The sequence below is a fragment of the Dactylosporangium sp. NPDC051087 genome (assembly GCF_055586325.1).
In genome coordinates this window covers 532,430-554,337 of the sequence record NZ_JBVJIJ010000002.1, presented here as the reverse complement: position 1 = coordinate 554,337, position 21,908 = coordinate 532,430, and the positions used below count along the sequence as shown (strand labels likewise).

The 21,908-nt window shown below is 70.6% G+C and carries 30 protein-coding genes; all 30 read right to left on the bottom strand.

Going from position 1 to position 21,908, the window contains the following annotated elements; translation table 11 throughout:
• Nucleotides 1-2: 2 nt before the first annotated feature.
• On the bottom strand, nucleotides 3-470 hold the full coding sequence (locus tag ACZ6TV_RS06160; protein WP_465295911.1) for a hypothetical protein: 468 nt from the start codon (nucleotides 468-470) through the stop codon (nucleotides 3-5).
• A 32-nt stretch (nucleotides 471-502) separates the two neighbouring features.
• Nucleotides 503-2,734 (bottom strand): hypothetical protein, encoded by a 2,232-nt coding sequence (locus ACZ6TV_RS06155; RefSeq protein ID WP_465295909.1) that lies wholly within the window; start codon nucleotides 2,732-2,734, stop codon nucleotides 503-505.
• Nucleotides 2,735-2,747: 13 nt separating this feature from the next.
• Nucleotides 2,748-2,873, bottom strand: coding sequence for a hypothetical protein (locus tag ACZ6TV_RS06150; RefSeq protein ID WP_465295907.1), 126 nt, complete (start codon nucleotides 2,871-2,873; stop codon nucleotides 2,748-2,750).
• Nucleotides 2,874-2,914: 41 nt separating this feature from the next.
• Entirely contained in the window at nucleotides 2,915-3,376 is a 462-nt protein-coding gene (locus ACZ6TV_RS06145; RefSeq protein ID WP_465295905.1) for a hypothetical protein, read from the bottom strand.
• Nucleotides 3,377-3,432: 56 nt separating this feature from the next.
• On the bottom strand, nucleotides 3,433-3,846 hold the full coding sequence (locus ACZ6TV_RS06140) for a hypothetical protein (protein WP_465295903.1): 414 nt from the start codon (nucleotides 3,844-3,846) through the stop codon (nucleotides 3,433-3,435).
• Nucleotides 3,847-3,859: 13 nt separating this feature from the next.
• Nucleotides 3,860-4,309, bottom strand: coding sequence for a hypothetical protein (locus ACZ6TV_RS06135; protein ID WP_465295901.1), 450 nt, complete (start codon nucleotides 4,307-4,309; stop codon nucleotides 3,860-3,862).
• A complete protein-coding gene (locus tag ACZ6TV_RS06130) occupies nucleotides 4,309-5,070 on the bottom strand; it encodes a hypothetical protein (RefSeq protein WP_465295899.1) in 762 nt (253 codons plus the stop codon). The genes ACZ6TV_RS06135 and ACZ6TV_RS06130 overlap by 1 nt, the downstream gene beginning before the upstream one ends.
• A gap of 3 nt (nucleotides 5,071-5,073) precedes the next feature.
• Nucleotides 5,074-5,535 carry a hypothetical protein gene (locus ACZ6TV_RS06125; RefSeq protein ID WP_465295897.1) on the bottom strand — a complete coding sequence of 154 codons (462 nt, stop codon included), beginning with the start codon at nucleotides 5,533-5,535 and terminating at the stop codon, nucleotides 5,074-5,076.
• Nucleotides 5,535-5,918 (bottom strand): hypothetical protein, encoded by a 384-nt coding sequence (locus ACZ6TV_RS06120; RefSeq protein WP_465295895.1) that lies wholly within the window; start codon nucleotides 5,916-5,918, stop codon nucleotides 5,535-5,537. Before ACZ6TV_RS06120 ends, ACZ6TV_RS06125 begins: the two co-directional genes overlap by 1 nt.
• Nucleotide 5,919: 1 nt before the next feature.
• Nucleotides 5,920-6,960 (bottom strand): hypothetical protein, encoded by a 1,041-nt coding sequence (locus ACZ6TV_RS06115; protein ID WP_465295893.1) that lies wholly within the window; start codon nucleotides 6,958-6,960, stop codon nucleotides 5,920-5,922.
• A 132-nt stretch (nucleotides 6,961-7,092) separates the two neighbouring features.
• Complete coding sequence (locus tag ACZ6TV_RS06110) at nucleotides 7,093-8,334, bottom strand: hypothetical protein (RefSeq protein WP_465295891.1); 1,242 nt, start codon at nucleotides 8,332-8,334, stop codon at nucleotides 7,093-7,095.
• 2 nt (nucleotides 8,335-8,336) lie between these two features.
• A complete protein-coding gene (locus ACZ6TV_RS06105) occupies nucleotides 8,337-8,615 on the bottom strand; it encodes a hypothetical protein (protein ID WP_465295889.1) in 279 nt (92 codons plus the stop codon).
• A gap of 8 nt (nucleotides 8,616-8,623) precedes the next feature.
• A complete protein-coding gene (locus ACZ6TV_RS06100) occupies nucleotides 8,624-9,145 on the bottom strand; it encodes a hypothetical protein (RefSeq protein WP_465295887.1) in 522 nt (173 codons plus the stop codon).
• A 4-nt stretch (nucleotides 9,146-9,149) separates the two neighbouring features.
• Nucleotides 9,150-9,554: a phage tail fiber protein gene (locus ACZ6TV_RS06095; protein WP_465295885.1), complete on the bottom strand. Its 405-nt coding sequence runs from the start codon at nucleotides 9,552-9,554 to the stop codon at nucleotides 9,150-9,152.
• Entirely contained in the window at nucleotides 9,551-10,339 is a 789-nt protein-coding gene (locus ACZ6TV_RS06090; protein ID WP_465295883.1) for a glycosyltransferase family 2 protein, read from the bottom strand. Before ACZ6TV_RS06090 ends, ACZ6TV_RS06095 begins: the two co-directional genes overlap by 4 nt.
• Nucleotides 10,332-11,837: a CmcI family methyltransferase gene (locus ACZ6TV_RS06085; RefSeq protein ID WP_465295881.1), complete on the bottom strand. Its 1,506-nt coding sequence runs from the start codon at nucleotides 11,835-11,837 to the stop codon at nucleotides 10,332-10,334. The genes ACZ6TV_RS06090 and ACZ6TV_RS06085 overlap by 8 nt, the downstream gene beginning before the upstream one ends.
• An 89-nt stretch (nucleotides 11,838-11,926) precedes the next feature.
• A complete protein-coding gene (locus ACZ6TV_RS06080; protein ID WP_465295879.1) occupies nucleotides 11,927-13,306 on the bottom strand; it encodes a phage major capsid protein in 1,380 nt (459 codons plus the stop codon).
• Between the two features lie 148 nt (nucleotides 13,307-13,454).
• Nucleotides 13,455-14,081, bottom strand: coding sequence for an HK97 family phage prohead protease (locus ACZ6TV_RS06075; protein ID WP_465295877.1), 627 nt, complete (start codon nucleotides 14,079-14,081; stop codon nucleotides 13,455-13,457).
• Nucleotides 14,078-14,275 carry a hypothetical protein gene (locus ACZ6TV_RS06070; protein ID WP_465295875.1) on the bottom strand — a complete coding sequence of 66 codons (198 nt, stop codon included), beginning with the start codon at nucleotides 14,273-14,275 and terminating at the stop codon, nucleotides 14,078-14,080. Before ACZ6TV_RS06070 ends, ACZ6TV_RS06075 begins: the two co-directional genes overlap by 4 nt.
• Nucleotides 14,276-14,340: 65 nt before the next feature.
• Nucleotides 14,341-14,559 (bottom strand): hypothetical protein, encoded by a 219-nt coding sequence (locus tag ACZ6TV_RS06065; protein WP_465295873.1) that lies wholly within the window; start codon nucleotides 14,557-14,559, stop codon nucleotides 14,341-14,343.
• Between the two features lie 5 nt (nucleotides 14,560-14,564).
• Nucleotides 14,565-15,800, bottom strand: coding sequence for a hypothetical protein (locus ACZ6TV_RS06060; protein ID WP_465295871.1), 1,236 nt, complete (start codon nucleotides 15,798-15,800; stop codon nucleotides 14,565-14,567).
• Entirely contained in the window at nucleotides 15,797-16,999 is a 1,203-nt protein-coding gene (locus ACZ6TV_RS06055) for a phage portal protein (RefSeq protein ID WP_465295869.1), read from the bottom strand. The genes ACZ6TV_RS06060 and ACZ6TV_RS06055 overlap by 4 nt, the downstream gene beginning before the upstream one ends.
• Nucleotides 17,000-17,236, bottom strand: coding sequence for a hypothetical protein (locus ACZ6TV_RS06050; RefSeq protein ID WP_465295867.1), 237 nt, complete (start codon nucleotides 17,234-17,236; stop codon nucleotides 17,000-17,002).
• Between the two features lie 17 nt (nucleotides 17,237-17,253).
• The gene (locus tag ACZ6TV_RS06045) at nucleotides 17,254-18,774 is read right to left on the bottom strand and encodes a hypothetical protein (protein ID WP_465295865.1); all 1,521 of its coding nucleotides are present in this window, start codon (nucleotides 18,772-18,774) and stop codon (nucleotides 17,254-17,256) included.
• Between the two features lie 116 nt (nucleotides 18,775-18,890).
• Nucleotides 18,891-19,082: a hypothetical protein gene (locus ACZ6TV_RS06040; RefSeq protein ID WP_465295863.1), complete on the bottom strand. Its 192-nt coding sequence runs from the start codon at nucleotides 19,080-19,082 to the stop codon at nucleotides 18,891-18,893.
• A 444-nt stretch (nucleotides 19,083-19,526) separates the two neighbouring features.
• On the bottom strand, nucleotides 19,527-20,021 hold the full coding sequence (locus ACZ6TV_RS06035) for an AAA family ATPase (protein ID WP_465295862.1): 495 nt from the start codon (nucleotides 20,019-20,021) through the stop codon (nucleotides 19,527-19,529).
• Complete coding sequence (locus ACZ6TV_RS06030; RefSeq protein WP_465295861.1) at nucleotides 20,015-20,437, bottom strand: hypothetical protein; 423 nt, start codon at nucleotides 20,435-20,437, stop codon at nucleotides 20,015-20,017. Before ACZ6TV_RS06030 ends, ACZ6TV_RS06035 begins: the two co-directional genes overlap by 7 nt.
• Entirely contained in the window at nucleotides 20,434-20,733 is a 300-nt protein-coding gene (locus tag ACZ6TV_RS06025; RefSeq protein WP_465295859.1) for a hypothetical protein, read from the bottom strand. The genes ACZ6TV_RS06030 and ACZ6TV_RS06025 overlap by 4 nt, the downstream gene beginning before the upstream one ends.
• Nucleotides 20,726-21,169: a hypothetical protein gene (locus tag ACZ6TV_RS06020; protein WP_465295857.1), complete on the bottom strand. Its 444-nt coding sequence runs from the start codon at nucleotides 21,167-21,169 to the stop codon at nucleotides 20,726-20,728. Before ACZ6TV_RS06020 ends, ACZ6TV_RS06025 begins: the two co-directional genes overlap by 8 nt.
• Nucleotides 21,166-21,867, bottom strand: a complete 702-nt coding sequence (locus tag ACZ6TV_RS06015) for a hypothetical protein (protein WP_465295855.1) — start codon at nucleotides 21,865-21,867, stop codon at nucleotides 21,166-21,168. The genes ACZ6TV_RS06020 and ACZ6TV_RS06015 overlap by 4 nt, the downstream gene beginning before the upstream one ends.
• Nucleotides 21,868-21,908: the final 41 nt, after the last annotated feature.

Below are 21,908 nucleotides of genomic sequence, written 5' to 3'. Positions count from 1 at the left end.
GGCTACTCGGCCCAGGTCACGAAGCATGTCATGTTGATCGCGGACCCGAACGTGGTCCGGACGCGCAGGAACTTCGACACGGCGACGACCGGTTCGCGGCCGGGCACGAACTCGCGGACGTACAGCCGGTCGATCCAGGCGTCGCCGGCGGGCGCGTAGCCGAAGACGCGGGAGGCGGTGGTGGTGCCCTCGCCGCTGGACGTGTAGCCGGTCGCCGAGGTGCCGAGGGTGACCAGCGAGGCGGGCAGGCCGGGGATCTGCGGCTGGACGCCGGCGGCAACGTGGGCGGTGACGGTGGCCGCGACGTCGGTCTCGATCAGTTCGACGAGACCGCCGGACGCCGGCGAGCCGTCGAGCATGAAGCCCCACGACAGCACCGTGAGCTGCCGCGTGCTCGGCGACGCGATCTGCAGCATCGTCTTGATCGCGGTGCCGGTGGTGACCTTCTGCTGGGCTGCCGTCGTCGGCATCGGACCGTTCCACGCTGTATAGACATGCATGTCTACTTCCCTGCCTTGATGCCGAGGAGTTCGGAGCGGCCGCCCTGCGCGGACACCGTGGTACGGACAATCTCGACCAGCAGGTCACCGAGCCGGGAGCCGTCCGAGCCGAAGACAATCTGCGCCGAGCCACCGCCGCTGCCCCCGGCGAGGCTCGCCATCATCTGCCGGCTCGTACCGGCGGGGATGACCATCGACCCGTCCGGGGTGCGGATCAGCTCGCCGGTGCCGGGGCCCCAGTCGTTGACGACCGACGTCCCGGACGTCGGGCCGCCTGCCGCGTGGTGCAGGGCGTTGCCGAGGCTGATGCCGGGGCCGGTGACGACCTGGACCTTGGCCGTGTAGGTGTGCGAGATGTTGTTCAGGAGGGCGCCGAGCGCGATGCCCTGCGACATCGCCAGCTGGGCGCCCTGCAGCTCGACCTTCGGCGCGGCGCTGGTGACGTTGAGGACGCCGAGCGACTGGATCAGGGCGTCGACCTGGTCCTTGTTGAAGCCGAGCGAGTAAGCCATCTGCCTGATCCGCTCGATGTTCGCGTCGAACATGGCGTTGGCGTCGCCGACCGTCACGCCGAGCTCCAGCTGCTTCTGCCGCGCGGCCTCGGCCGCCTGGACCTGTGCGAGGAGCGCGGACTGGTTGTCGATGCCCGCCTGCGTGTTCAGGTCGAGCGTTCTCGTCCCGTCCTTGAGTTCCTTGTTCAGGTCGATCCAGCCCTGCGAGAGCGCTAGGCCAGCGCTCTTGTCGGCGCTGCGGACGTCGAGCATCTCCTGGACCGAGTCGACGTACTCCTGGACCGCCTTCGCCGCTTCCTCGGCCTCGTGCGTGATTCGCCGGAAGTGCTCGGCCTCGCCGCCGTCCTCGCCGATCAGCGTCACGCCTTTGTCGGCGGTCTGCGCCAACCTGATCTTCTGGATCCGCTCCGAGATGCCATCGAGGATCGGGACGCCGTCGAGCAGGGACGCCGTCCAGTCCGCCGACGCGCCCGCGAGCACGCCGATCGCCGCGGCGTCCTTGTGGATCACCTCGTACATCTTGGACAGGCCGACGAGGGTGGTGCCGATGCTCTTGGTCAGCGCGCCGACGGCCGCCAGGAGGTCGTCGAACGCCGCGGCGCCGCCGTCCGCGCCCTTGCCGAGGGTCGCGAAGAACGCGCCGAGGTCAGCGCCGAGCTTCGGCAGCCGCGTGCCGAGCATGTCGACGATCGGCCCGGCGTCGCCGATGAGGCTCGCGAACCCGTTGGCGAAGTTGCCGGTGAAGCCGGTCAGGCCCTTGGTCAGCGGGTCCAGGTAGTCGGCGCTGTCGCTGAGAATCCGCTCGATCGGGAGGCGCTTGAACATCCGGTCGACCTCGTCGATACCGGCCTTGACCGGCTCCATCCAGCTGGCCGAGGCCGAGACGAACCGACCAGTCACGTCCTGGATGACCGCGTCCCACCGCTTCCGGAACTCGTCGGGGTCGTTGGCGATCGCGCCGGCGACGCCGAGGCCGGCACCGGCGAACCCGCCGATGCTGCCGATCGCGCCGGTCACGGCGCCGCCCAGGAGCGGGGCAAGGAACGCGGCGAGGCCGAGCCCACCGGCGAGCAGCCCGGTGCCGACGATGGGGTTGCTGGTCAGCGACCCACCGGCGCCGGCCGCGCCGGTCGCGGCGTTGGCGCCGTTCATCAGCCAGCCGAGACCGGGTATGTGCGACCCGGTCCGGCGCAGCCAGCTGGGCCCGTTGTTGTTGTTCGGGTTGCCGCCCCCGCTGATACTGCCGTCGGGCCCGAGCAGCGCGCCGGCGCCGAAGAACGCCTGCGCATGCGCGGCCTCTCGCGCGTTGCGCTCGGCGCGGGCGTAGGCGCGGGCGAGGTCGTTGACCTGCTCGGTCGCGCTGCGGTGCCGGTTCTCCAGGATCCGCGACGACAGTGCGGCCTGCCGCTGCTGCCGGTCCAGGTCGGCGATCCGGCGGGCGGTCGCCTGCGACGTGTCACCGAACGCGCTGGCGACGAACCGGGCGTTCTCCAACTGCGTCGCCAGCGACCGGGCGCGGTCGGCGGCCTCCCGCTGCCGGTTGGCGAGCAGCTGCAGGCGCAACGCCGCCGCCTCGGACCGGTTCCCGGCGTCGCGGAGCGCCCGGTTGGCGTTCTCGGTGGCCTCACCGACGGTCCGGGCGCCGCGGGCCGCCGCGCCGAACGCCGCCGTCGTGCGGTTGTCCGCGTCGACGGTGATCCTGACGTCGTTATCGCCGGCCACGGCGCCCTCCCCCTCACTCGTCGATCCCGTCGAAATCGCCGCGGGCCTCCCGGACCAGCGTTTCGAGCTCCACGTACCGCAGCAGTTCCGCGTCCTCGTCGAACAGGGCGCTCGGCAGGCACGCGAACCGTTCGCACAACGCCAGGACGTCGACCGCGTTCTTCGCCTCCGGTGGGAGCCCTACAACGGCTCCTGTGGCAGCATCAACGCCTCCTCCGACGGCTCCCCAGCGTCGGATGGCTGCGGCAAAGGGGGCGCCACCCTGGTGGTCGCTGTGCGGTAGGCGTCCTGGATCGCGTTGAACGTGTCGTCGTCCATGAGCAGCACGCTGTCGGCGCTGACCGGCTGCAACTGGTCGGCCCACTTGCCGGTCGTCTCGTCCTTGACCGGCACCGCGAAGTTCCATTCGACGATGAGGTCGACGAACTCGGCGACGGTGCGTTCGGAGGCCTGGGCGAGGTACGCCTGCTGGTCCTCGCGGGACATCGCGGCGACCTCGTCGCGGGACGGCGGCGGCGGCACGGCAAGGTCCTCGAGTACCTCACCGATCCGCCGCCGCCGCATGACGACCTCCAGGCCGTGCTGGGGGTGGCCTTTCGGGAAGTCGACGATGACCCGGCCTGCCGACCACGTCTTGCCCACTGTCGTGTCTCCTTGCCGTTGGATGGATGGGGAGGGTGTGCTGCCGACGACGGCGGTCAGCTCCAGGTCGGGACGGTCCCGTCGGCAAGCGCGAGCGGCACCGTGGACGTCAGCTCGCCGCTGTTCGACCGCTGCATCTGGTAGTCGGACGCGATGACCTCGTTGGACAGCGTCTGACCGCTGACGGCCAGGCTGAACGTCCGCGCGACGCTCGTCGACGACACGGTCTTCAGCACCGTGTGCGCACCGGTGGTCGCGCCGTCGTTGAACGCGGCGATGTTGAGCGTCGCCTGGAAGTCGGCGAGGAGCAGCTGCCGCTCGATGCCGGACTTGTCGAGGCCGGTGATCTCCTGGACGCCGCGCGGCGTGCTGTAGCTCACCGAGTTGACGTCGTTGATGATCGCGCGGAGGGTCCCGCCGGAGTCGTCGATCGAGCACGTCGTCCAGCCGAGACCTGATTCCTTCGCCATGGGGTCGCCCTTCCTATCCTCGTTGCGCTGCTGTCGCGAGCCGGTCCTGGTGTTCGGCGAACGTGTCGACCCACTGGTCCGCACGGTCGAAGGTGCGACGCTCCGGGCAGCGGCGGCCGGCGCCGCGGTGGTCGCCGTTCCGGACGACGAACAGCGCTGGCCGGTCGAGCGGCAGCCGGTGATCCCGGAAGCACCGCTGGCCCGCCGCGAAGGTGAAGACGACTACCTTCCCGTCCTCGGCGAACTGGTGTGTGAAGTGCCGGCCGGCCTTGTCGCGGATGTAGCGGGCCTGGTCGAGGCCGAGGACGGTCCGCAGGTCGCACCGCACCGTGAACCCGCGGGCGTGCGCGTCGCAGTCGACCTCGACGCACGTCGCGGGCCGCCAGTGCGTGGCCAGCGGCCGGCGGATCCCGAACGTCTTGAACGCCTCCGGCGGCGCGACCCGGTGGGGGAACGCGGCCATCACAGGCTCACCAGGGTGTCGTTGCGGACGGCGGCGACGGCGATGACCGCGTTGGAGAACGTCCCGGTCGTGACCGCGCGCAAGTACCGCTCGACGGTCTGGGTCCGCGACGTCTGGATCCGTTCGAACGTGATGCCGGTGGCGGGGGTGAACGTGCCGCCGGTGACGTCGGCCCACGCGTCGCCGGCGCCGTTGTCGCTGGACTCCTGGATCTTCACGGTGACGCTCGTGCCGGTGAACGCGAACACCTGTAGGTAGAACTGGCCGCCGAACGTCGACGAGCCGGTGAAGGTGGCGCTGGTGAAGTCGACGCCGGTGCCGTTGGTCGCGCTGCCGTCGGTCCGCTTGCCCGCGGTCAGGCCGGTCGCCCACTCGCCGCCGAACGCGTTGGACTCGATGTCGCTGTCGTGCGTGAACGACCCGTCCTCGCCGCGGTTGCCGTCGTAGTTGGTCTGCTTGCCGACCATGCAGTGCACCGGCCGGCCGAGCGCGGTCCGGTGCCAGTACTGGCCCTGCACGTCCGTCGTCGGTAGCCCCGACAGCCGCTTGTGGCCCATGTTCGCGGACGGGTTGAACCAGGTCGTGATCCGCTGCGCGCCGGTGATCTGACCGCCGAGCCGCTCGAGCGCGAGCTTGTCGATGCCGGTGCAGCCCTCCAGGAGCCGCGGCCCGCCGGACAGCTCCCGGACGGCGACGACGTCACCGCTGATGTCGTACCCGCAGAGGTAGAACGCGGCGCCGAGCCCGGATTCCTTCGACATGGCCTAGGCCTCCTGCTCGTAGACGTCGTTCAAGATCAGCGGCACCGTCAGGTCCATGACCCGGTGCATCTTCTGGTCGATGGCCAGGTAGCCGGCCTGCGCCGACAGGGGGTTGCCGTCGGAGCCGAGGAGGTCGATGTGCCGGACGAGCCCGCCGAGGGTGAAGTCCCCGGTGTACGCGGCGAACAGGCTGTCGGCGACCGTGAGGACGAGCGGGTCGATCGCGTCCTGCGGCTGCATCAACATGTTCTGGTAGATCCGCACCTTGTACTCGAGTCGGATCGACGTCGACCGCAGCCCCGACCGGCGGGCCGGCCGCATGCTCTGCACCCACAGCGCGCCGCGGACCCCGTGCCCGGGGGCGTTCTTCGGCTCGTGCTGGTTCATGGTCTGGAAATGGCCGGTGGCGAGGGCGTGGTCCACCATCGCGGTGGTGACCGGGGCGAGGACCTCAACGAGCGGCATCACAGCCTCCTGATCGCGTCGGCGACGTCCCGGTCCGCGATCTCGACCGCGGCGCCCTGCAGCCGCTGCCGTGCGCTGCGCCAGTGCTGGTATCCCTTGAACCGCGTCGACTTGTTCCGCTCCGACGACCCGGCCAGCCACGGCCCGTAGACGACACCGCCGTCGGACACCTCAAGGCCCCGGCGGGCGGTGTCGACCTGGATCTGCGACACGTAGTAGCCGGTCGGGTTCTGCAGGACGTGGCCGAGCTCCTCGCGGACGACGATGACGCCGTAGTCGGCGATGTCGCGCTCCGCGTCCTCGACCGCCGCGGCGACCGCTGCCTCGAGGCGCCCGTCGAACAGCGGCCCCGACAGTTCGAAGGTGAACTCGGCGAACGGCACGTCACACCCCCAGCCACGTGATCCGGCGGCCGTACGCGGCGCGCGCGTCAGCGCGGAGCCCTTCGAGGCCGACCGCGCCGACGGTCGTTGCCGACTCGCCGGAGCGGATGCTGCGCCCGAACGCGCCGAGCTCCTGCTCGAGCAGCGAAATCGACTCCGCGGTGGTGAGCTCCTCGACCAGGCCGGGCAGCACGTGCCGGTAGATGACCGCGGCCGCGTCGTGGACCGCGGCGGTGGTGCCGAGCTGCCCGCGGTCGAGCTGGACGCCGGTGAGCGTGTAGATGTCGGCGCCGGCGGTGTGCGCGGCGAGCACCGACCCGTCCCAGGCGCGGATGACGACGAGGGTGTTCCCGGCGACGTCGACGACCCGCATCTTCTCGCCGTCGACGAGGAGGACCTCTTCGGCGGCGTACGCGCTGCCGGTGGTGACCTCGACGGTGGTCGCGGCCATGCTGGCGGTGAGGCCGGGCGCGCCGAGGTCCTGGCCGCTGTCGGTCCAGGTGCGTTCGCGGATGACGAGCCGCTCGTCATCGATGCGTAGGACGTCGCCGGTGCCGATCTGCGCGGTCGTCCACGAGACGGCGGCGATGTCGTCGGCGCCGTCGCCGAGCTGGCTGCTGAGCGTCCCGACGGGTTCTTCGTCGTCGCGGAATCCCCACACGCCGGTGATGCCCGTGTCGGTCGACCACGCGGACTGGTCGACGAGGTCGAGCTGGTTGTACGGGGGCCCGTCGGGGTCGGTGTTCCCGGCCGAGGGGCGCAGGACGTAGTCGGCGGGGTCGAGGGTCTCGCCGCCGGTGATGACCTCGGTGGCGGTGATGAGCTCGAACCGGCCGAGGGGCAGCTGCCACGCGGGGCGGGTCGAGATCGGGCTGATGTACCGGGTGCCGGTCCACGGCCGGAAGCGCCTCTTCAGGAGGCCTTCGACGGACCGGGTGCCGCTGCTGATGACGCGGCGGACCTGCGCGTTGTTGCGCGCGGTCTCGGCGATGTCGAGCGCACCCTTGACGTTTTCGAGGGTGGTGGTCCAGTAGCTGCCCATGCCCTCTGCCTTGCTTTCGTGGCCAGCCGCGCGGGGCGGCAGGTGCGGGGCGATCTTGGAGTTGTTGCGCCCGATCGTACAGCCCTCGATCTTGAGATTCTGAGGCTGAGCGACGCTCTCGCCTTCGAATCGTCAGCCGGTGACGCCTCCGGCCAGCGAGACTGCCTGGTGCACGACCGCGCCCGGCGCCCGGGTCGCGGGCCCGTGCGCCTCGCCGGGCAGGCCGGCGCCGGCGGTGACGAGCGACGCGGTGATGGTCGCGGCGACGTTGAGAGCCGCGGCGGCGGGGCGGGTTGCGGCCGCGGCGGCGGTGATGGTCGCGGTGAACGCCGCGGCGGCGGCCACGTCGACGGGCGGCGCGCTGGCGGTGGTGGCGGCCGCGGTGAGCGTCGCCGTGACGGTGAGGGCGGCGGCGACGGGCTTGTCCACGGCGGCGGCCGCCGTGATGGCCGCGGCCGCGGTGAGCGCGGCGGCGACGGGTTTGGTGGTCGCCGCGGCGGCGGTGACCGTCGCGGTCGCGGTGAGGCTGGCGGCGACCGGCTTCGACGATGCGACGTCCGCGGTCCTGGCGGCGGTGACCGTGAGCGCGGCCGCGACCGGCTTGTCGGAGACCGCGGCGGCGGTGATGGTCGCGGTGGCCGTGACGGTCGCGGCGACGTCGACGGTGGCAGCGCCACCCGACTGGCCGACGGCGTTGACCGCGCCGGCGCCGTACGACCAGACCGGCGCCGAGGTCGTCGACACGCTGGTGCCGGTGAGGCCGGTCTGGTTGGAGCCGTTGCCCGTCAGGTCCGCGATCGACTGGGTCGTGGCGGCCTGGTCGAGGAGCCACAGGCCGTCGGGCGCGACGCCGACGGCGGCGAGCAGCGAGTACGGCAGGTTCTCCCATTCGCTGTCGGCGAGGGCCCGCTTGGCGGCGCCGACCTCGAGGATGTCGCCGTTGAACCGGTCGGTGTTCTGCCACTCGCCGATCTGGACGCGGCCGCCGGTCAGGTCGGTGGAGTCGCCGCCGGTCGCGGCGCCGGCGTCCTGGTGCGTCCACGTGTTGCTCGAGTACACGTACTTGTGGCCGCGGGGGACGCTGCTGCCGGAGGAGCGGCTGACGCCGATGAGGACCCATCCGTCGGAGGTGGTGACGGAGACGCCGGTGTCCTTGTTGCTGGTGCCGATGATGAGCTGCAGGGTGTTGGTGTCGGAGATCTGCAGTGCGAGCTTGCTGCTGTTGCCGCTGGTCTCGATCGACAGCGGCGTGTGCCAGGCGCCGTTCGCGGCGCGGCGGCAGATCGCCCACAGCGAGTGCCCGGACGACCCGATCCCGACGAGCCCGCCGATGCCGAACTGGGCGTAGTCGGCTCCCCCGAAGGCGCGGGCCATGGCTACTGCCCCTCGGGCAGGGTCCTCCCGGCGCGCCACCAGCACACCAGGGCCAGGAGGGCGGACTTCTGGCCAGCGGTCGCGGCCGCGCGGAACGTCGCATTCAGCGCGGCGTTGAACGACGTCGCCGGGACCGCGGTCGCGGCGGACTCGGCCCAGTCGTCGACGTTGTCGACGGCCGTGCGGAGGGTGGCCTTCACGAACGCGCACGGCTCGGAAACGATCAGACGCATGTACGCACGGGCGACCGCGTCGCGCTGCTGGGTGGTCAGGACGGCCACAGCCCCTCCTACGTCGTGGTGTAGGTCAGGGACGCCGTGATGAACTCGGCGTCGCCGGTCGCGGTGTCGCCGCCGGCGGCGCCCTGCCGGGCGATCCGGACGACGACGAGGTCGCCGGCGGCGACGCTGTCGGCGTTCGTCATGGTGATGCTGGCCTCGTCGAGGTAGCCGGCGGTGCCGGGCACGGTGACGGTGGCCGTATTCGCGGTGGCGAAGACCTTCGCGTCGACGTCGGTGCTGTCGCCGTCGGACACCGCCGCGATCGACCCCGCCCAGATGACGTCGCCGCTGGTCGCGCTGGCCATCTTGTACTGGACCTTCAGCACCGGCGAGGACGCGTAGTTCGCCGGCATCCGGAACGACCAGCTCGCCCATTCCTCGGTCGCGGCGTCGAACCACAGCTCGAGCATGTAGATGGCGGGGGCGCTCCCGGACGACTTGCGCCGCTGCAGGGCCGGCGCCAGGTTCGACGCCGACCCGTCGGGCAGGACCGCCGCGCCGGGCGGCAGCAGGATGTCGTTCGTGGCCATCGGGTCAGGCCGCGATCGGGGTGAGCGCGACGGTCAGCGATGTGAGGTTCAGCGTGTCGCCGGTGTTGACGGTCTTCGACGCGGTCAGCGCGACCGAGTAGTAGAACGTTCCGGACGTCGACGCGCCCCACACGCTGATGTGGGTCACGACCTCACCGTTCGTGCCGGCCCAGCTCGCCCACGACGGCAGGGTCGCCACCGCCGACTGCGACCCGGCGGACGCGGCGCCGAAGTTCACCGCGACGCGGGTCGTGGTGGACGACACGTTCGCGGTCCCGGACGCGCCCGGGTCGCCGGTGTGCAGCTGCACGAACAGCGTCGTGACGCCGGTGAACGTCGCCGCGGACGTGCCGCGGAGCGTGTTCAGCCACGCGTTGGCGGTGTTGACGGCGGACAGGCCTACGGTCATCGCTCGTTCCCATCTGCTGGCGGGGGCTGGCCGGCTCGGACGACCTCGGCGGTGGCGGTGAACACCAGCTCGAACCGGTTGGCGTCGGGCGCTTGGTACTGCAGCGCCTTGACCTTCGCCGCGTCGGCCTCGAGGGCGGCGCGACGCCAGGCGTCGTAGGCGGCCTTGTCCGCGGCATACCTGGCGCCCGCGTTCGACTCCCGGTAGGAGTCGTCCCAGTCGGCCTTCCCCGCAGTCGGGTGCAGGTGCTCGATCGTCACGCCGGGCACGTACGCGATCCGGCCGGCGGCCTGGCCGAGGGCGAGGACCGCGGTGTCGACGTACATGTGCTCGCAGGTGGGGAGCATCATCCAGCCGACGGCGCGGACGAGGTCGGCGGAGACGACCCACGCGGTCGGCAGTGCGGCGCCCTGGAGGAGGTCGTTGCCGTAGGCGATGCCGGGCCCGTCCATGGCTTCGATCGCGTCGATGAGGCGGAGGTCCCAGTCCTTGGTGCGGGGCCGGTGGTCGTCGCCGAGCGACGCCAGGTAGCGCGGGCCCTCGCCGGGCGGCTGGTCGAGCAGGATCCCGGCGGCGTAGTTCGTCCAGCCGGCCAGGGACCGGCGCGGTCCGGTCCAGATGTTGCAGGCGAAGAGCGCCTTGTAGTGCGCGCGCTTCGGGTCGTCGTCGTCGACGAGCCCGACTACCTCGACGCGTCCGGACGTGGTCTCGGTGACCGCGTGGGCGAGCTCGTTGAGCTGCCGCGGCCGCCCGCGCGACGGGGTGATGACGACGAGGTCAGCCATTACGGACCCACCAACCGCCGGGGTGATGGCTGGTCGGGTGCGCCCGCTCGACGGCGATGTCCCGGGACCAGCCGTCGTTGCCGTGCAGCTTCTCCGCGACCGCGTCCAGCGGCGTCCCGTCGAGGCCCTGCGGGAAGTGGATGTCGAGGATCAGCTGCGGCGCGTGCGCGAAGATCGTGTCCTCGACGACGAGGTAACAGCCCGGGGTGACGAGCGGCCCGTAGAGGTCGATCTCGCGGGCGACGTGCGCGGCGGAATGGTCGGAGTCCAGCGACACCATGCACCGACGCCCGGCGACCAGCTCGGCCACACGCGCTACGACGGCCGGATCGGCCGCATCGCCCTGTAGGTAGGCGACGTGGCAGTCCCAAGTCGCACCGCCACCCACCTCCTCGTGGACGTAGAACCCGTGGTCGGCGGACTTGCCACACCGCACGATCCGGTCTTCCGGCTGGCGTCCCCCTGGCCGCAGGTACTCCTTACCGCAGGTGAAGCCAGCTGGCGGGTTCTTGACGTCGACGGTGATGACCTGCAGACCGCGCTTGGCGAACCATTCCGCCTTCGCCCCGGTCCATGTGCCCGTCTCGACAATCACCTGCGGCCTAGTGGCGGCGATGATCTCCTGATACCGGGCCAGGTCCGTATCCAGCTGTAGCACCCCGCTCCGGCCCCACTCTGGATCCGCGAGCGTGGCCAGCGACGCGCCGACGTGGACGTACGGCGGCAGCTCCGGGTGCGGCTCCGCAACCACTTCGACCGCCTGCTGCCGCACGTAGTCGGTCTCGGCAAGCCAGATCTCCTTGTGGTGCGTCGTCTTCACCCCGGTATGCACAAATACGGGGACACTGGCCTGGCCAAGCCGGGCGCAGAACGCGATGTCCTCGCCGACCATGTCGCCGGCGGCGTCGTAGAACTGGTCCCACCAGCGGTCCCCGATCTCGGCGCGGAGCTTCTCCAGCACCGACCGGTGGATCAGCAGGAACGCGGCGCCGGTCGCGGCGACCTGGGTCACGGCGTCCTCGAGATAGTCGCCGTAGTAGCAGAAGCTCGGCTTGCCGGTCTCGATCGTGACGCCGAGCTTGTACATCGTCGGGACGATCGTGAATCGGTGCCCGCCGGCGCCGTCGTACTCTGCCTCCATCAGCGCGAAGCACAACCCGCCAACGACCGGCCGCTCCACAGGGTCTGCGGCGTCGAGGAGGCGGTGCACGGCGTCGTCGTCCCAGCCCATGTCGGTGTCGACGAAGAGCAGCCACTCGTGGGGCGTCTTGTCGAGGAACAGCTTGGTGGCGAAGTTGCGGCTGGGGACGAGCCGGCCGCTGCCGCAGCGGATGTTCAGCGGCTTCTCCGCGATCCGCCCGCCGCCGGTCGCTCGGTCGTAGGCGTGGGTGCGGCGCATCGAGTCGTGCCAGGAGTGCGAGACGTGCTCGGGGTGCAGGTAGGCGATCTGGACGATGCCGTCGCCGGCAGCCCAGATCTCCTCGGTGCGCTTGCTCATGTGGGTGCCTTTCGGGGTTGGGAGGGTTCTGGCCCGGTCCGCGGCGTGAGGACCCTCCCGACCTCGCACCGCGGACCGGACGTCTGCGGTCAGCTGCCGGAGTAGCTGATCTTCGTAACAGCCTTCGGGCGGCGGCCGAAGGTCACCGCCTCGTATCCCCACACGCCGACCCGGATCAGGGCGGGACCGGCGGGCTGCTCGAACGTGAACTGCATCGGCGGGGAGACCGAGAACAGGTGCTCCTGGCTGTTCAGGATGAAGCCCGTGCTGGCCGCGACCGACGGGGACGTGACGACGGTCAGGTTCTCCAGGGAGCCCTGGATCGGGCTGCGGAAGCCCTGCGTGGCGCCGCCGGAGCCGATCGCGTTCTGCGGGGCGTACGACTGCGCCAGGATGATCGGTCGGCCGACGGTGTCCTGGAACTTCAGGTACGTCGTCCACCGCGAGGTCCGGCCGACGAAGATGTCCGCGTCGCCGCCCTTGTTGTCGCTGATCGCCGAGATGCCGTCGAGGATCCCGGACCGCTGGTTCAGGATGTCCGTGGTCGTCAGCGTGCCCGCAGACACGGTGACCGTGTTCACGGACGCCTGGGCGGTCACCGCGGCGATGACCTCGATCTCGCAGTTGTCGTAGAAGTCCCCCATGAGGTCTGCCCAGATGATCGCGTCGACCGCCGGGTTCGACCCCTCGAGCATCTGCCGGGAGACCTCGGCGTAGCCCATGATCGCCTTCGGGGTGACCGTCAGCGGGCCGTACGTCGGGTCCGTCTCGGTGGTGTTGACACCCTCGGCGACCGAGCTCGTCTTCGCCCCGGTGTTCGCGACCGGAATCGTCCACGCGAACGGGCCGGCCCACGGGACAGGCCTCAGCTGGCTCGCGAGCCGCAGCTTCGTGTGCAGGATCGGCGCGAACTGGTCCGCCAACCAGACCGGGGGAACCAGACCTGCACCGCCGGTCGAGGCACCGGCACCGAGGACGTCGCGCAGGTGCTGGTTGTCCCGCAGCGCGTTGGAGTGCCGCATCAGCCGCTCCGCGGCTGCGGTGTCGCCCATCGTGGCGGACCGCCACTGATCCCCCATGAACGAGTGCTGCCCGCCCCGGAGGTAGAACCCCGGGTCGCGGTCCTGGGTCTGCGCGCCGCCCAGCGTCCGGAATTGCTCGCTACCAGCGCCGGTCGACTCGCCGGCGGCCGTCGCAGCAGCGTTGTCCGGCTGGGCGCCGCCGCTCAGCGCCGCATCGACCTGGGAGTTCATCGCCGCGACCTTCGCGTTGCGCAGCTCGACCTCGGACAGGTCCGTGATCTGGTCGAACAGCAGCTTCGCCTTCTCGCCCATCTCGACGACGGAGCGCAGCTCCTCCGAGGTCAGGTCACGCTTGGCCTCCGCAGCACGCAGCTGCAGGCCCTCGATGCTCTTCTTCAGCGCCTCGTACTGCTCACGCAGCGAGCGCAGGTAGACGTTCTCCGCCATCCCGTTCTCCAAGACATAGTCGTGGAGCTCCGAGGGACGGGGGTGGCCGCATCGAGAGGCGGCGGTGTCGGCGACTCAGCGCCGGGGTGTGCCGCGTCGAGAGGCGGGGGTGGCCGTGTCCAGCCCGTAAAAGTTGATCTGGACGGTATCAGACCCGCAGGCCCAAACGGAGCGCCCGGATCTGGACCTCGTGGTCCGGCAGCGCCGGCAGCCCACCGGTCAGGTACTGCTCCGCCTGGGCGCGCAGGTCGGCCTCCTCCGCCGACAGCGACCGCACCGCTCCGGCCGCGGACCGCACGCCGGCGACGGTGGCGAGCTCGCCGTAGGCGCCCTCCATCACCACCGCGACCTCGGACATGTCCGCCTTGACCCGCTCGGTGATGCCGCCGGCGAGACGCCGGTCCTGCCGGGACCGGAACATGATGCTCAGGTGGCTCAGCGCGCCGTCGCGGACGAGCTCGAGGGTCTCGTCGCCCTTCGGTGTCTTCGACGCGCGCAGCTCCATGTACAGGCCGGCGGCGTCGTTGCGCATAAGCGACCCGGCGCCGATGATCTCGCCGCCCAGGAGGTAGTGCTCCCGGGACAGCTTGACCCGGGACGGGGACCGAAGCTGGTGGTCGAACGCGCCGTTCGCGAACTGCTCGACCAGGGCGTCGTTGATCCGGGTCGGGGCGGTCCACGGCACGACGATGCCGCAGATGGTGCGCCCGTCGCCGTTTGAGCGGACCTCGAGGTCGGGCCGGTAGGTCCGGAACTGCGCGTCGCCGGTGGTCACGTCCGCCGCTTCCCTGCCGCGTCGTAGTGCATGGCGTGGTAGGAGCAGACCTTGCCGTTGACGGCGCGGCCGACGTGGAAGTCGGAGTCGACGACGCAGTCGCTCTCCACCTTGGCCGGCCGGTCGTCGACGACTGCGGCGTCCGCCGGTGGCTTCGTCTCGGTGGACGTGGTCCCTGTGCTCTTGACCGCCATGCTGATCGCCCTCCCGGGGTTGATCTCGCGGTGACGGTCAAATCGTAGATCAACTACGCAGCGAATCAGGCCTCAGCATGCGCAGGGATCGTCACGTACCCGTTCGACCAGCCTTCCGCCAGTGCGTCGAACGTCGCGCGGTCGCTGTCGAAGTACTTCCGGTACTGGGTGAACACGTCCTGGGCGATGCCCTCTTCCGCCGCCACCGCCCCGTCGCCGCCCAGGGTGAGCCGGCCCAGGACATCGCCTGTGCCCTGCTCGATCACCTTGAGCTGCTGCGCCATACCGCTCATGGTATCGCCGGTGGCAACCGCGACGGACCGGTCGGGTGCGCCAGGTGCGAGAACCGCTCAACGCGGACCATCATGTCCCGGTGCCACTGGCCTCGGCCGATCCGCTCGAAGTCCGGGCGGAGAGCTTCCATCCGCTGGGTCACCTCGGCCATGTCGGCCTCGTTGAAGTGCCCCCACGGCACCGACCAGCCGGAACGTATCTGGTCGAAGGACGCCTCGTCGAACGCGAGCCCATGGTCGATGGGCACGATGCGGTCGTCGACGATGAGCCAGTTCCCGCGGTGACGATCCCCGTTCAAGATCAGCTCGTCCAGCAGCGCCACGACCCGCCCCTCATCGCTGAGCTGCAGAGGATGCGTGTACCCGAGGCCGGGCCGGTGCCCGATTTTCGGCACCTCGGCGTCGGCGACGTACTCCATGTGGATGACCGAGTCGCGGTCCTGCTCTCGGCGGTACACGCGCGGCGCATTCAGGCCGAGCGCCCGACCAACGAGCGACGCCATCTGCTCGGCGTCGGCCTGCGCCGTCGGCGACAGCTGCCCCATCGGCCGCCGGCTTTCCTTCCGCACGACCCGCTGCCCGTTGCTGTACGTCACGAGCCGGGTCTGGGCGATGTCCCCGCCGGACAGGACGCGCTGGTCCGCGATCTGCCTGTTCTCGACCGTGTCCGCGAGACTGCCTACAGCGTCGAGGTCCTCGTGGTACTTCGTGGTCCGCTTCGGCTGGGCCGGCGCGGGGTCGGCGGCACGGCCACCGTCGAGGTCGGCGAGGAGCTTCGCCGCGATCGACTCCCGCGACTCGCCCCGCTCCAGGGTGATACCGCGGCGGCGGGCGGCGCGGCGCAGCTGCTCCCGGTCGAACCCGTCGAACGGGTCACCGTCCCCGCCACCGGCGCGGTGCTTGCGGATCGCGTCCTTCAGCGACCCGACCGTCGAGATGAACCGGCCGTCCGGTCCTCGAGGATGCTTCGCCGGGTCCCACGCGCGCAGCCCGAGCCCGGCCGCCTCGGCCGCGAGCTCGTCGAGGGCCTGGACGAGCGCGTCGACCTGCTCGTCGTAGGACAGCGGCAGCTCCGGCAGCCCGTCCTGCAGGTACGGCCGTGCCGCCTCCCGCAGCCACGCATCACCGCCCACCGCGACCCGCCCGTACCCGGCGTCCGCGCCGCCGCCGACCGGCCGCAGGTACGGCGCGGCCCGGGCCAGCAGCTCGGCGTACTCCGCGGCGTCGGTCACGACGCCGCCGGCCCGCCGACCGGCGCCGGCGGGGCCTTCGCCGCGGCCAGCTGCTCGCGCTGCTCGGCGGTCAGCGGCTGCCGGTGCTCCAGCTCCCGGGCCTCGTCGTCGGTGAGGAACCCGGCGGAGATGCCCAGCACGTGCGCCTGGTAGCGGGTCAGCGTGTCAGCGCGCAACACCGAGTCCATGTTCGCCCGGGTCACCGTCCCTCGAGGGAACGCCAGCGACAGGGTCTGCTCGAATCGGGCCAGATGCCCACCCAAGCTGAACTTCAGCAGGTTGACGGCGTCCTGCTCGATGTTGCTGTACGTCCGCGACGACGTCTGCCCGCCGAGCCACCCGACCGGCAGCCCGAAGATCAGCTCCAGCTCCGTCAACGTGAACTTGCGGGCCTCGACGAGCTCGAGCTCCTCAGGGTTCCACGACAACGGCGTGAACTTCGTCGACGCGTTCAGCACCGCGATCGACCGGGTCGCCTGCGCCCGCAGCCACGACGCCTTCAGCTTGATCGCTTCGTCTTCCTCGAGGTCAGGGTCGTCCGACTGCAGCACACCCGTCGGCACGCCGTGCGTCGAGATCGACCGGGCCTGCTTGCCCTGCTCCTGGGCCAGGTTGAACGTGTTGAGGTGCGCCTCGAGGACACCCATCCCGCGGACCGCGCCGGGCTCGCACGGGCCCATGATGTGGATCACGTCGTCCGAGCCGAGCGACATCGACCCGATCTTGTACTCGAGCTGGCCGACCGGCAGCGGCGAGTCCATGAACGGCGTCACCCGCCGCACGCCGACGTTCGTCGCCGACACCGCGATCACCGCGGTCGGCCAGCCGGTCGCGTTGCGGGCGGCGATCACACCGAGGGCGTTGCCGTGGTAGATCAGGTCCAGCCCCCAGGAGCTGAACGTCGTCATCCGCGTGTACGGCGGGTTCGGCTGCTCGAGCAGCGGCGGCCGCGGCGTGATCAGCACCTCCGCGCCGGCGGCCGGCTGCCGGTACGCGTTCCACGGCACCTGCCCCAGCAGATCCGACAGCAGCACCGACGCCCGCCACGCGCCCGGGATCGTCATCGCGTTGCGGTACGTGCCCGCGTTCGTGAAGTCCGGGACCAGGCCGTCGACCACGGTGAACGTCTGGACGGCCCCGGTCACGGTGTCGCGCGCGGTGTACTCCGTCGAGCGCGTGAACAGCCGTCCCAGACCCATCTAGATCTTCCCGCCCTCTCGCAGCGCACCCAGCGCCACCGCGCTGACGCCGGCCAAGATCAGCGTAGCGGCCCACCCCCATGCGGCGTGAACGCCGACCAGCGTCAGCCCCGCCCCGCCGACCTGCGACAGCAGCGGCCAGCCCGGCACCGCGGTGATCCGCAGCCCCCGCACCCGCCGGCGCACCACCGGCTGCGCCGTCGTCGGCGCGTCCATCATCTGCTCGAGCGTCGTCATCCCCTGCGTCCTCACTCTCAGTACACGGCGCTCTTCGGCAGCTTGCCGAGGCCCTTCCGCACGCCCCACCTGGCCAGGGTCGCGCCCACGATCGGCGCCTGCCCTAGTTGATCACGGTCCCACTTCCAGCCGCCCTCGACGTTCTCCGTCTTCGACCCGGCCCCGATGGAGTCCGTCAGCGACTTCTGCCCGATGTGCCACACCTTCCGCTGCCGCAGCTCCTCCACCAGCGCCGAGCACGACTGCACGTACTCCGTTTCCGTCGGGAAGTGCACCGTCCACCGGTCCCGGCCGGGCCGGTTCGCCAGGTCGTCCCCGACGTGCGCGGCCTCCCCGGTCTTCAGCAGGATCAGCGGCGGCTTCTTCATCGCCTTCCCCGACCCGACGATGTCGAACAGCTTCCCGGGGATCCACGCCGCGCCCTTCTGCTGCCAGCACGTCTCGATGTGCCCCAGCCCGTCCTCCCGCAGCCCCGACACCATCAGCGCGTACACGCCCGTCTCCGGGTCCGCGTCGACGGCGAACACCCGCCCGCCGAGCAGCATCCGGCTGGCCTCGTCCTTCACGGACAGCCACGACGTCTTGTCGATGACCTCCCACCGCTCCTCGTCGTCCGGCCACTCCCCGATCCCCAGCCGCTCCGTCCCGAACGCCACCGACTCGTACCCGCCGAGCGCCGCTGCCTCGTTGTGGACGTACTTCGGCGAGATCCGGCCGTGCGGCGGCTCCCCGTACGCCGGGTTCACCCGCGCGTGGGTCCGCGGGTCCGCCGGGTCGTCACCGGCGATCCGCTTCCCCGTCTTGTCGTCGTACACGGCGCGCTCCGCCGACCACTCCAGCAGCGCCAACGCCGGGTCCCCCGGCAGCCCCCGCTCCGGCCGACGGCCGCGCTTGCGCACGGCGCCCAGCTGCGTGGAGTGCTTCATCCCCGCCGACCCCGTGTACACGACCTGCCCCTCACGCCGCGTCGCCATCGTCGGCAGGCCGGCCGCCATCATCAGCTGGTCCAGGTACATCGCCTCGTCCAGGACCAGCTTCCCGCCGGTGAACCCGCGGCCGGCGCCGCCCTTGCGGGTCATGAACTTCAGCCGGGCCCCGCCGACCTCCCGCTTCCGCGGCGCCCGCCCCTCCACGACCGTCGGGCGCGGCTTCAGCTCGATCTCCTCCGACCCGCGACCCTCCCGCATCTTGTGAATCCTCAGGTCAAAGGCCGGATTCATCTCGATGATCTGCTGCATCTTGAGGAAGTGCTCGCGGCTCGTCTCGAACAGGTGGGCGCTGTGGATGATCAGCTTCTCGCCGAAGAGGAAGAGCCACGCCAGCTCCAGCGCGATCAAGATCTCGCCCTTGCCGTTCTGCCGGCTGAGGATGATCGCCAGCTCGAAGCACACCAGGACCCGGCGCCGGTCGAGGGCGAACGCCACCTCCAGGGCGAGGCACTGGTACGGGTCTAGCCGGCCGCCGATCGCGCGGGTCGCCTCCTCGTACAGCGCGACGGCCTGCTCGCCGAGGCTGTCCTCGTACGGCGGCACCCACATGAAGGTCGGCTCCTGGCTCCCGACCAGGCCTCTGACCTGCGGATACGCAGCGTCATCACCGACAGTGAGCGGCGCAGGAGGGGACATCTCCCCACCTGAGGCATCGAGGAGCGTCGTCATGCGGGGCGCCCTCGGGCCGCCCGCTTCGCCGCGACCTCATCGGCGAGCGCCGCGATCGGATCCGGAGCCTGCTCCTCTTCCGTCGGCGCCGGCGGACGGGCCTCGCCGATCCGCGCGAGCGTCCCGACGACCTGGCGCAGCTCGCGGGACAGGGTGGCCACCTTCGCGCTGTCCTCCTCGACGTCCAACGCTCTGACCAGGGCAAACGCCGACTCGGCAGTTACCCTCTCCCATGGGCGGAGCGGCCCCATCGAGTCGACGAGATCGGAGAGCGCGCGCTCTGCCGGCCCCGGAACGGGCCCATTATCACTCTCCGTCATCCCGCCCACCTTCACTCAGAGTGACCATTGAAGATCACCGCTTGACTACGCTGCGTGACTGGATATTGATCTTGCATAATATGCACTGCTGGGGGGAGAGGCTACTCGCGGCTTGCGCGATGTCCCATGATCGGAAAAAACTACTCTGCGTAAGGTGCGTTTGCCCTGGTCAGAGCCTTGATCACTGTCCACGTGCGACACTCGCGCGCTTGACATCGCACGCCATTCATGCCTCATACCGATCTCCGTATGGTCATGCATGACGCCTTCCTGTGACCTTCACCCTCCGTCATCTGCCTACGTTGCGTGATGTCACCATGATCGACTCGGTCCGTTGTTACCCCGTGTGACCCTTGATCGTCCTACGCTGCGTGACGCCTGGTCGTGCTGGTACTCCCGGAGCCATCGGTCAACAGCATGCCTGGTGGTCTCGGGGTTGGGCCTGTGTGAGGCTCTGACCAGCAGCGTTGCCCTGTCGGGTAGGAGGAGTTCGGTCTGCTGGGCGCCGGTGATGCGCATGAGGCGGGCTCTCTCGGCGTGGGTGGGGGCGCAGCGGACGATCCAGGCGCGTGCGCCTGCCTGGTGGCCGATGCCTTCGGTGCGGAGGCGCCAGAGGCGTTGGGCTTCGGCGGCGATGGCGGGGTCGTGGTTCCACTCGTTGGTGGAGCCGAGCTCCTGGGCGATGAGGTCGGCGTCGATGATCAGCCCGGGGCCGCCGGGCTCTGCGCCGGCGAGCTCGCGGGCGCGGGTGGTCTTGCCGGCGCATGGCGGGCCGAAGATCAGGGTGACGTGACGTTGGGTCACCATGGCTCGCTGGTCCTCTCTGAGCGTCTCTGGTGGGGTGGTGGTGGCTGGATGGTGCGGGTGGGGCTGTTGGGCGCTCCTGCGCGGCGCTGGGCCCGTCTGCGGGCGTTCTGTGCGGTGAGGCCGTCGCGGCTGTTGCAGCTGCGGTGGGCGGCGGGGACGGTGCGGGGGTCTGGAAGGGCTGGTCCGCCGTCCATGAGGCGCCGTGTGTGGTGGGTGGTGAAGCCCCAGCGGTGGTTGGTGGGCAGGCTCAGGTCGATGCGCCCGGGGCAGGTCTCGTAGCCCTTGCGGCCGTAGAACCAGCACAGCTCGCCGGTGCGCTTGACCCGCTCGCGGACCTGGGCGACGAGTTGGCGGCCGGCCCAGGTGGCGCGGGGGTCGACGCGGCCGGGTTGGGGGCGCCACTTGCCGCGGGTCATTGCAGCTGCTCGGCTTCCTCGAGGCGGCTGCGCCATTCGGGTGTGAGGTGGCTGCGGAGTCGGCGGGCGTCGGCCTGGAGGCGCTCGAGCAGGAGTTCGCCGAAGGCGGTGCCGCGTTCGTGGTAGGCCTGCTCGATGCGGAGGATGGCGCAGGCGATGTCCTGCTGGGAGTCCGTACGCCACTGGGTGGTGCCGTCGGTGTGGTCGGGTCCGTGTCCGGCGGGCAGGATGCACGATCCTGGGTCCCAGCCGCCGGTGCCCTTGGTGTTGCCGCAGAGCGGCTGGGGGCTAGTCACGGTCGGTCACCAGCTTGGTGATCCAGTCGTCGACGTCCGCGAGGGCCTTGTCGGGGTCGGTGCGTTGCTGCTCCGTGACGCCGAGCGCCTCGCCTTCGGGCACGCGCGTGGGTGCGTGCTCGTCCACCACCCACGGCCCGACGACCCGGCTACGTACGGGGCGGCCAGCCCGGGCGGCCTCCTCCCGGGCTGCGCCCTCGGTGACGAAGCGGTAAGCGCCGCCGTACGGCGGATAGTCGACGAGCCACTCGCGGTCCCAGCCCTCGGTGGCCTGCCGCCGTCCCTCGGCGATGAGCCCGCCCGCCAGGTCGTGGTGGTGGTCGGGGTCGTAGAGGACGTACCCGTAGTCGGTGACGTGGGCGTGGTGCGGGCCGAGGTCGGGCTGGCCGGGTGTGGCGCTGCAGACGGGGCAGTCTGGCGTCGTCTGGTCGGTCATGCGATGCCTCCCTGGATCACCTGGAGCGTGGGGTTGTGGCGGCAGACGACGCAGGCGGGTGCTCCCTCGCTGTCGGTACCTCCTCTGAAGCTGGGATGTCTTGGGCACTTCGGCGAAGCTCGCGCGCGCGACACGGTGAGGTCCGTGTTTACCCCAGGGTGTTCTTCCTCCTTTCGCTCCTCTGTCTCCTCTGTCTCCTCTGTCCCACGTTTTTCGTGGGACGTGCGACCACTTTTCGTGGGACGTGCGACCACTTTTCGTGGGACGTGCGCACCACTTTTCGTGGGACGTGCGCGATCTTGTTCATCCGTGTCAGTCGATTCCGAGGGGGTCTCGGCGGGCTTCTGGGCGGGCGGCACGTCCACCGAATTTCGTGGGGCGTCGAAGGGGTCGAGGTGCAGCCGGTATCGGGCCGTGTTGGCGCCGTCGTGGCGCACGGCGGCGCGCCGCTGGGTGCTGATCGCGCCGGCGGCGGCGAGCGGTGCGAGAGCCCTCTCGACGGCCCGGATGTCGGCCACGCGCACCGGGCCGGGACGGCCGAGGGCAAACATGGCGAGCGCCTCGTGCCCCTGCCCGTACCACGGCTCACGATCCGAGTCCTTCGATACCACGGCCATGAAGGCAAGGAGCTGCATCGATGTCGCAGGGACCTTTCCCGCGTACCGCGTATAGGCGGCGATCACGTTGCTAGCGCCCATGAAGGACGCCCTGCATGCATGACGTGGGCACGGCGACCGTC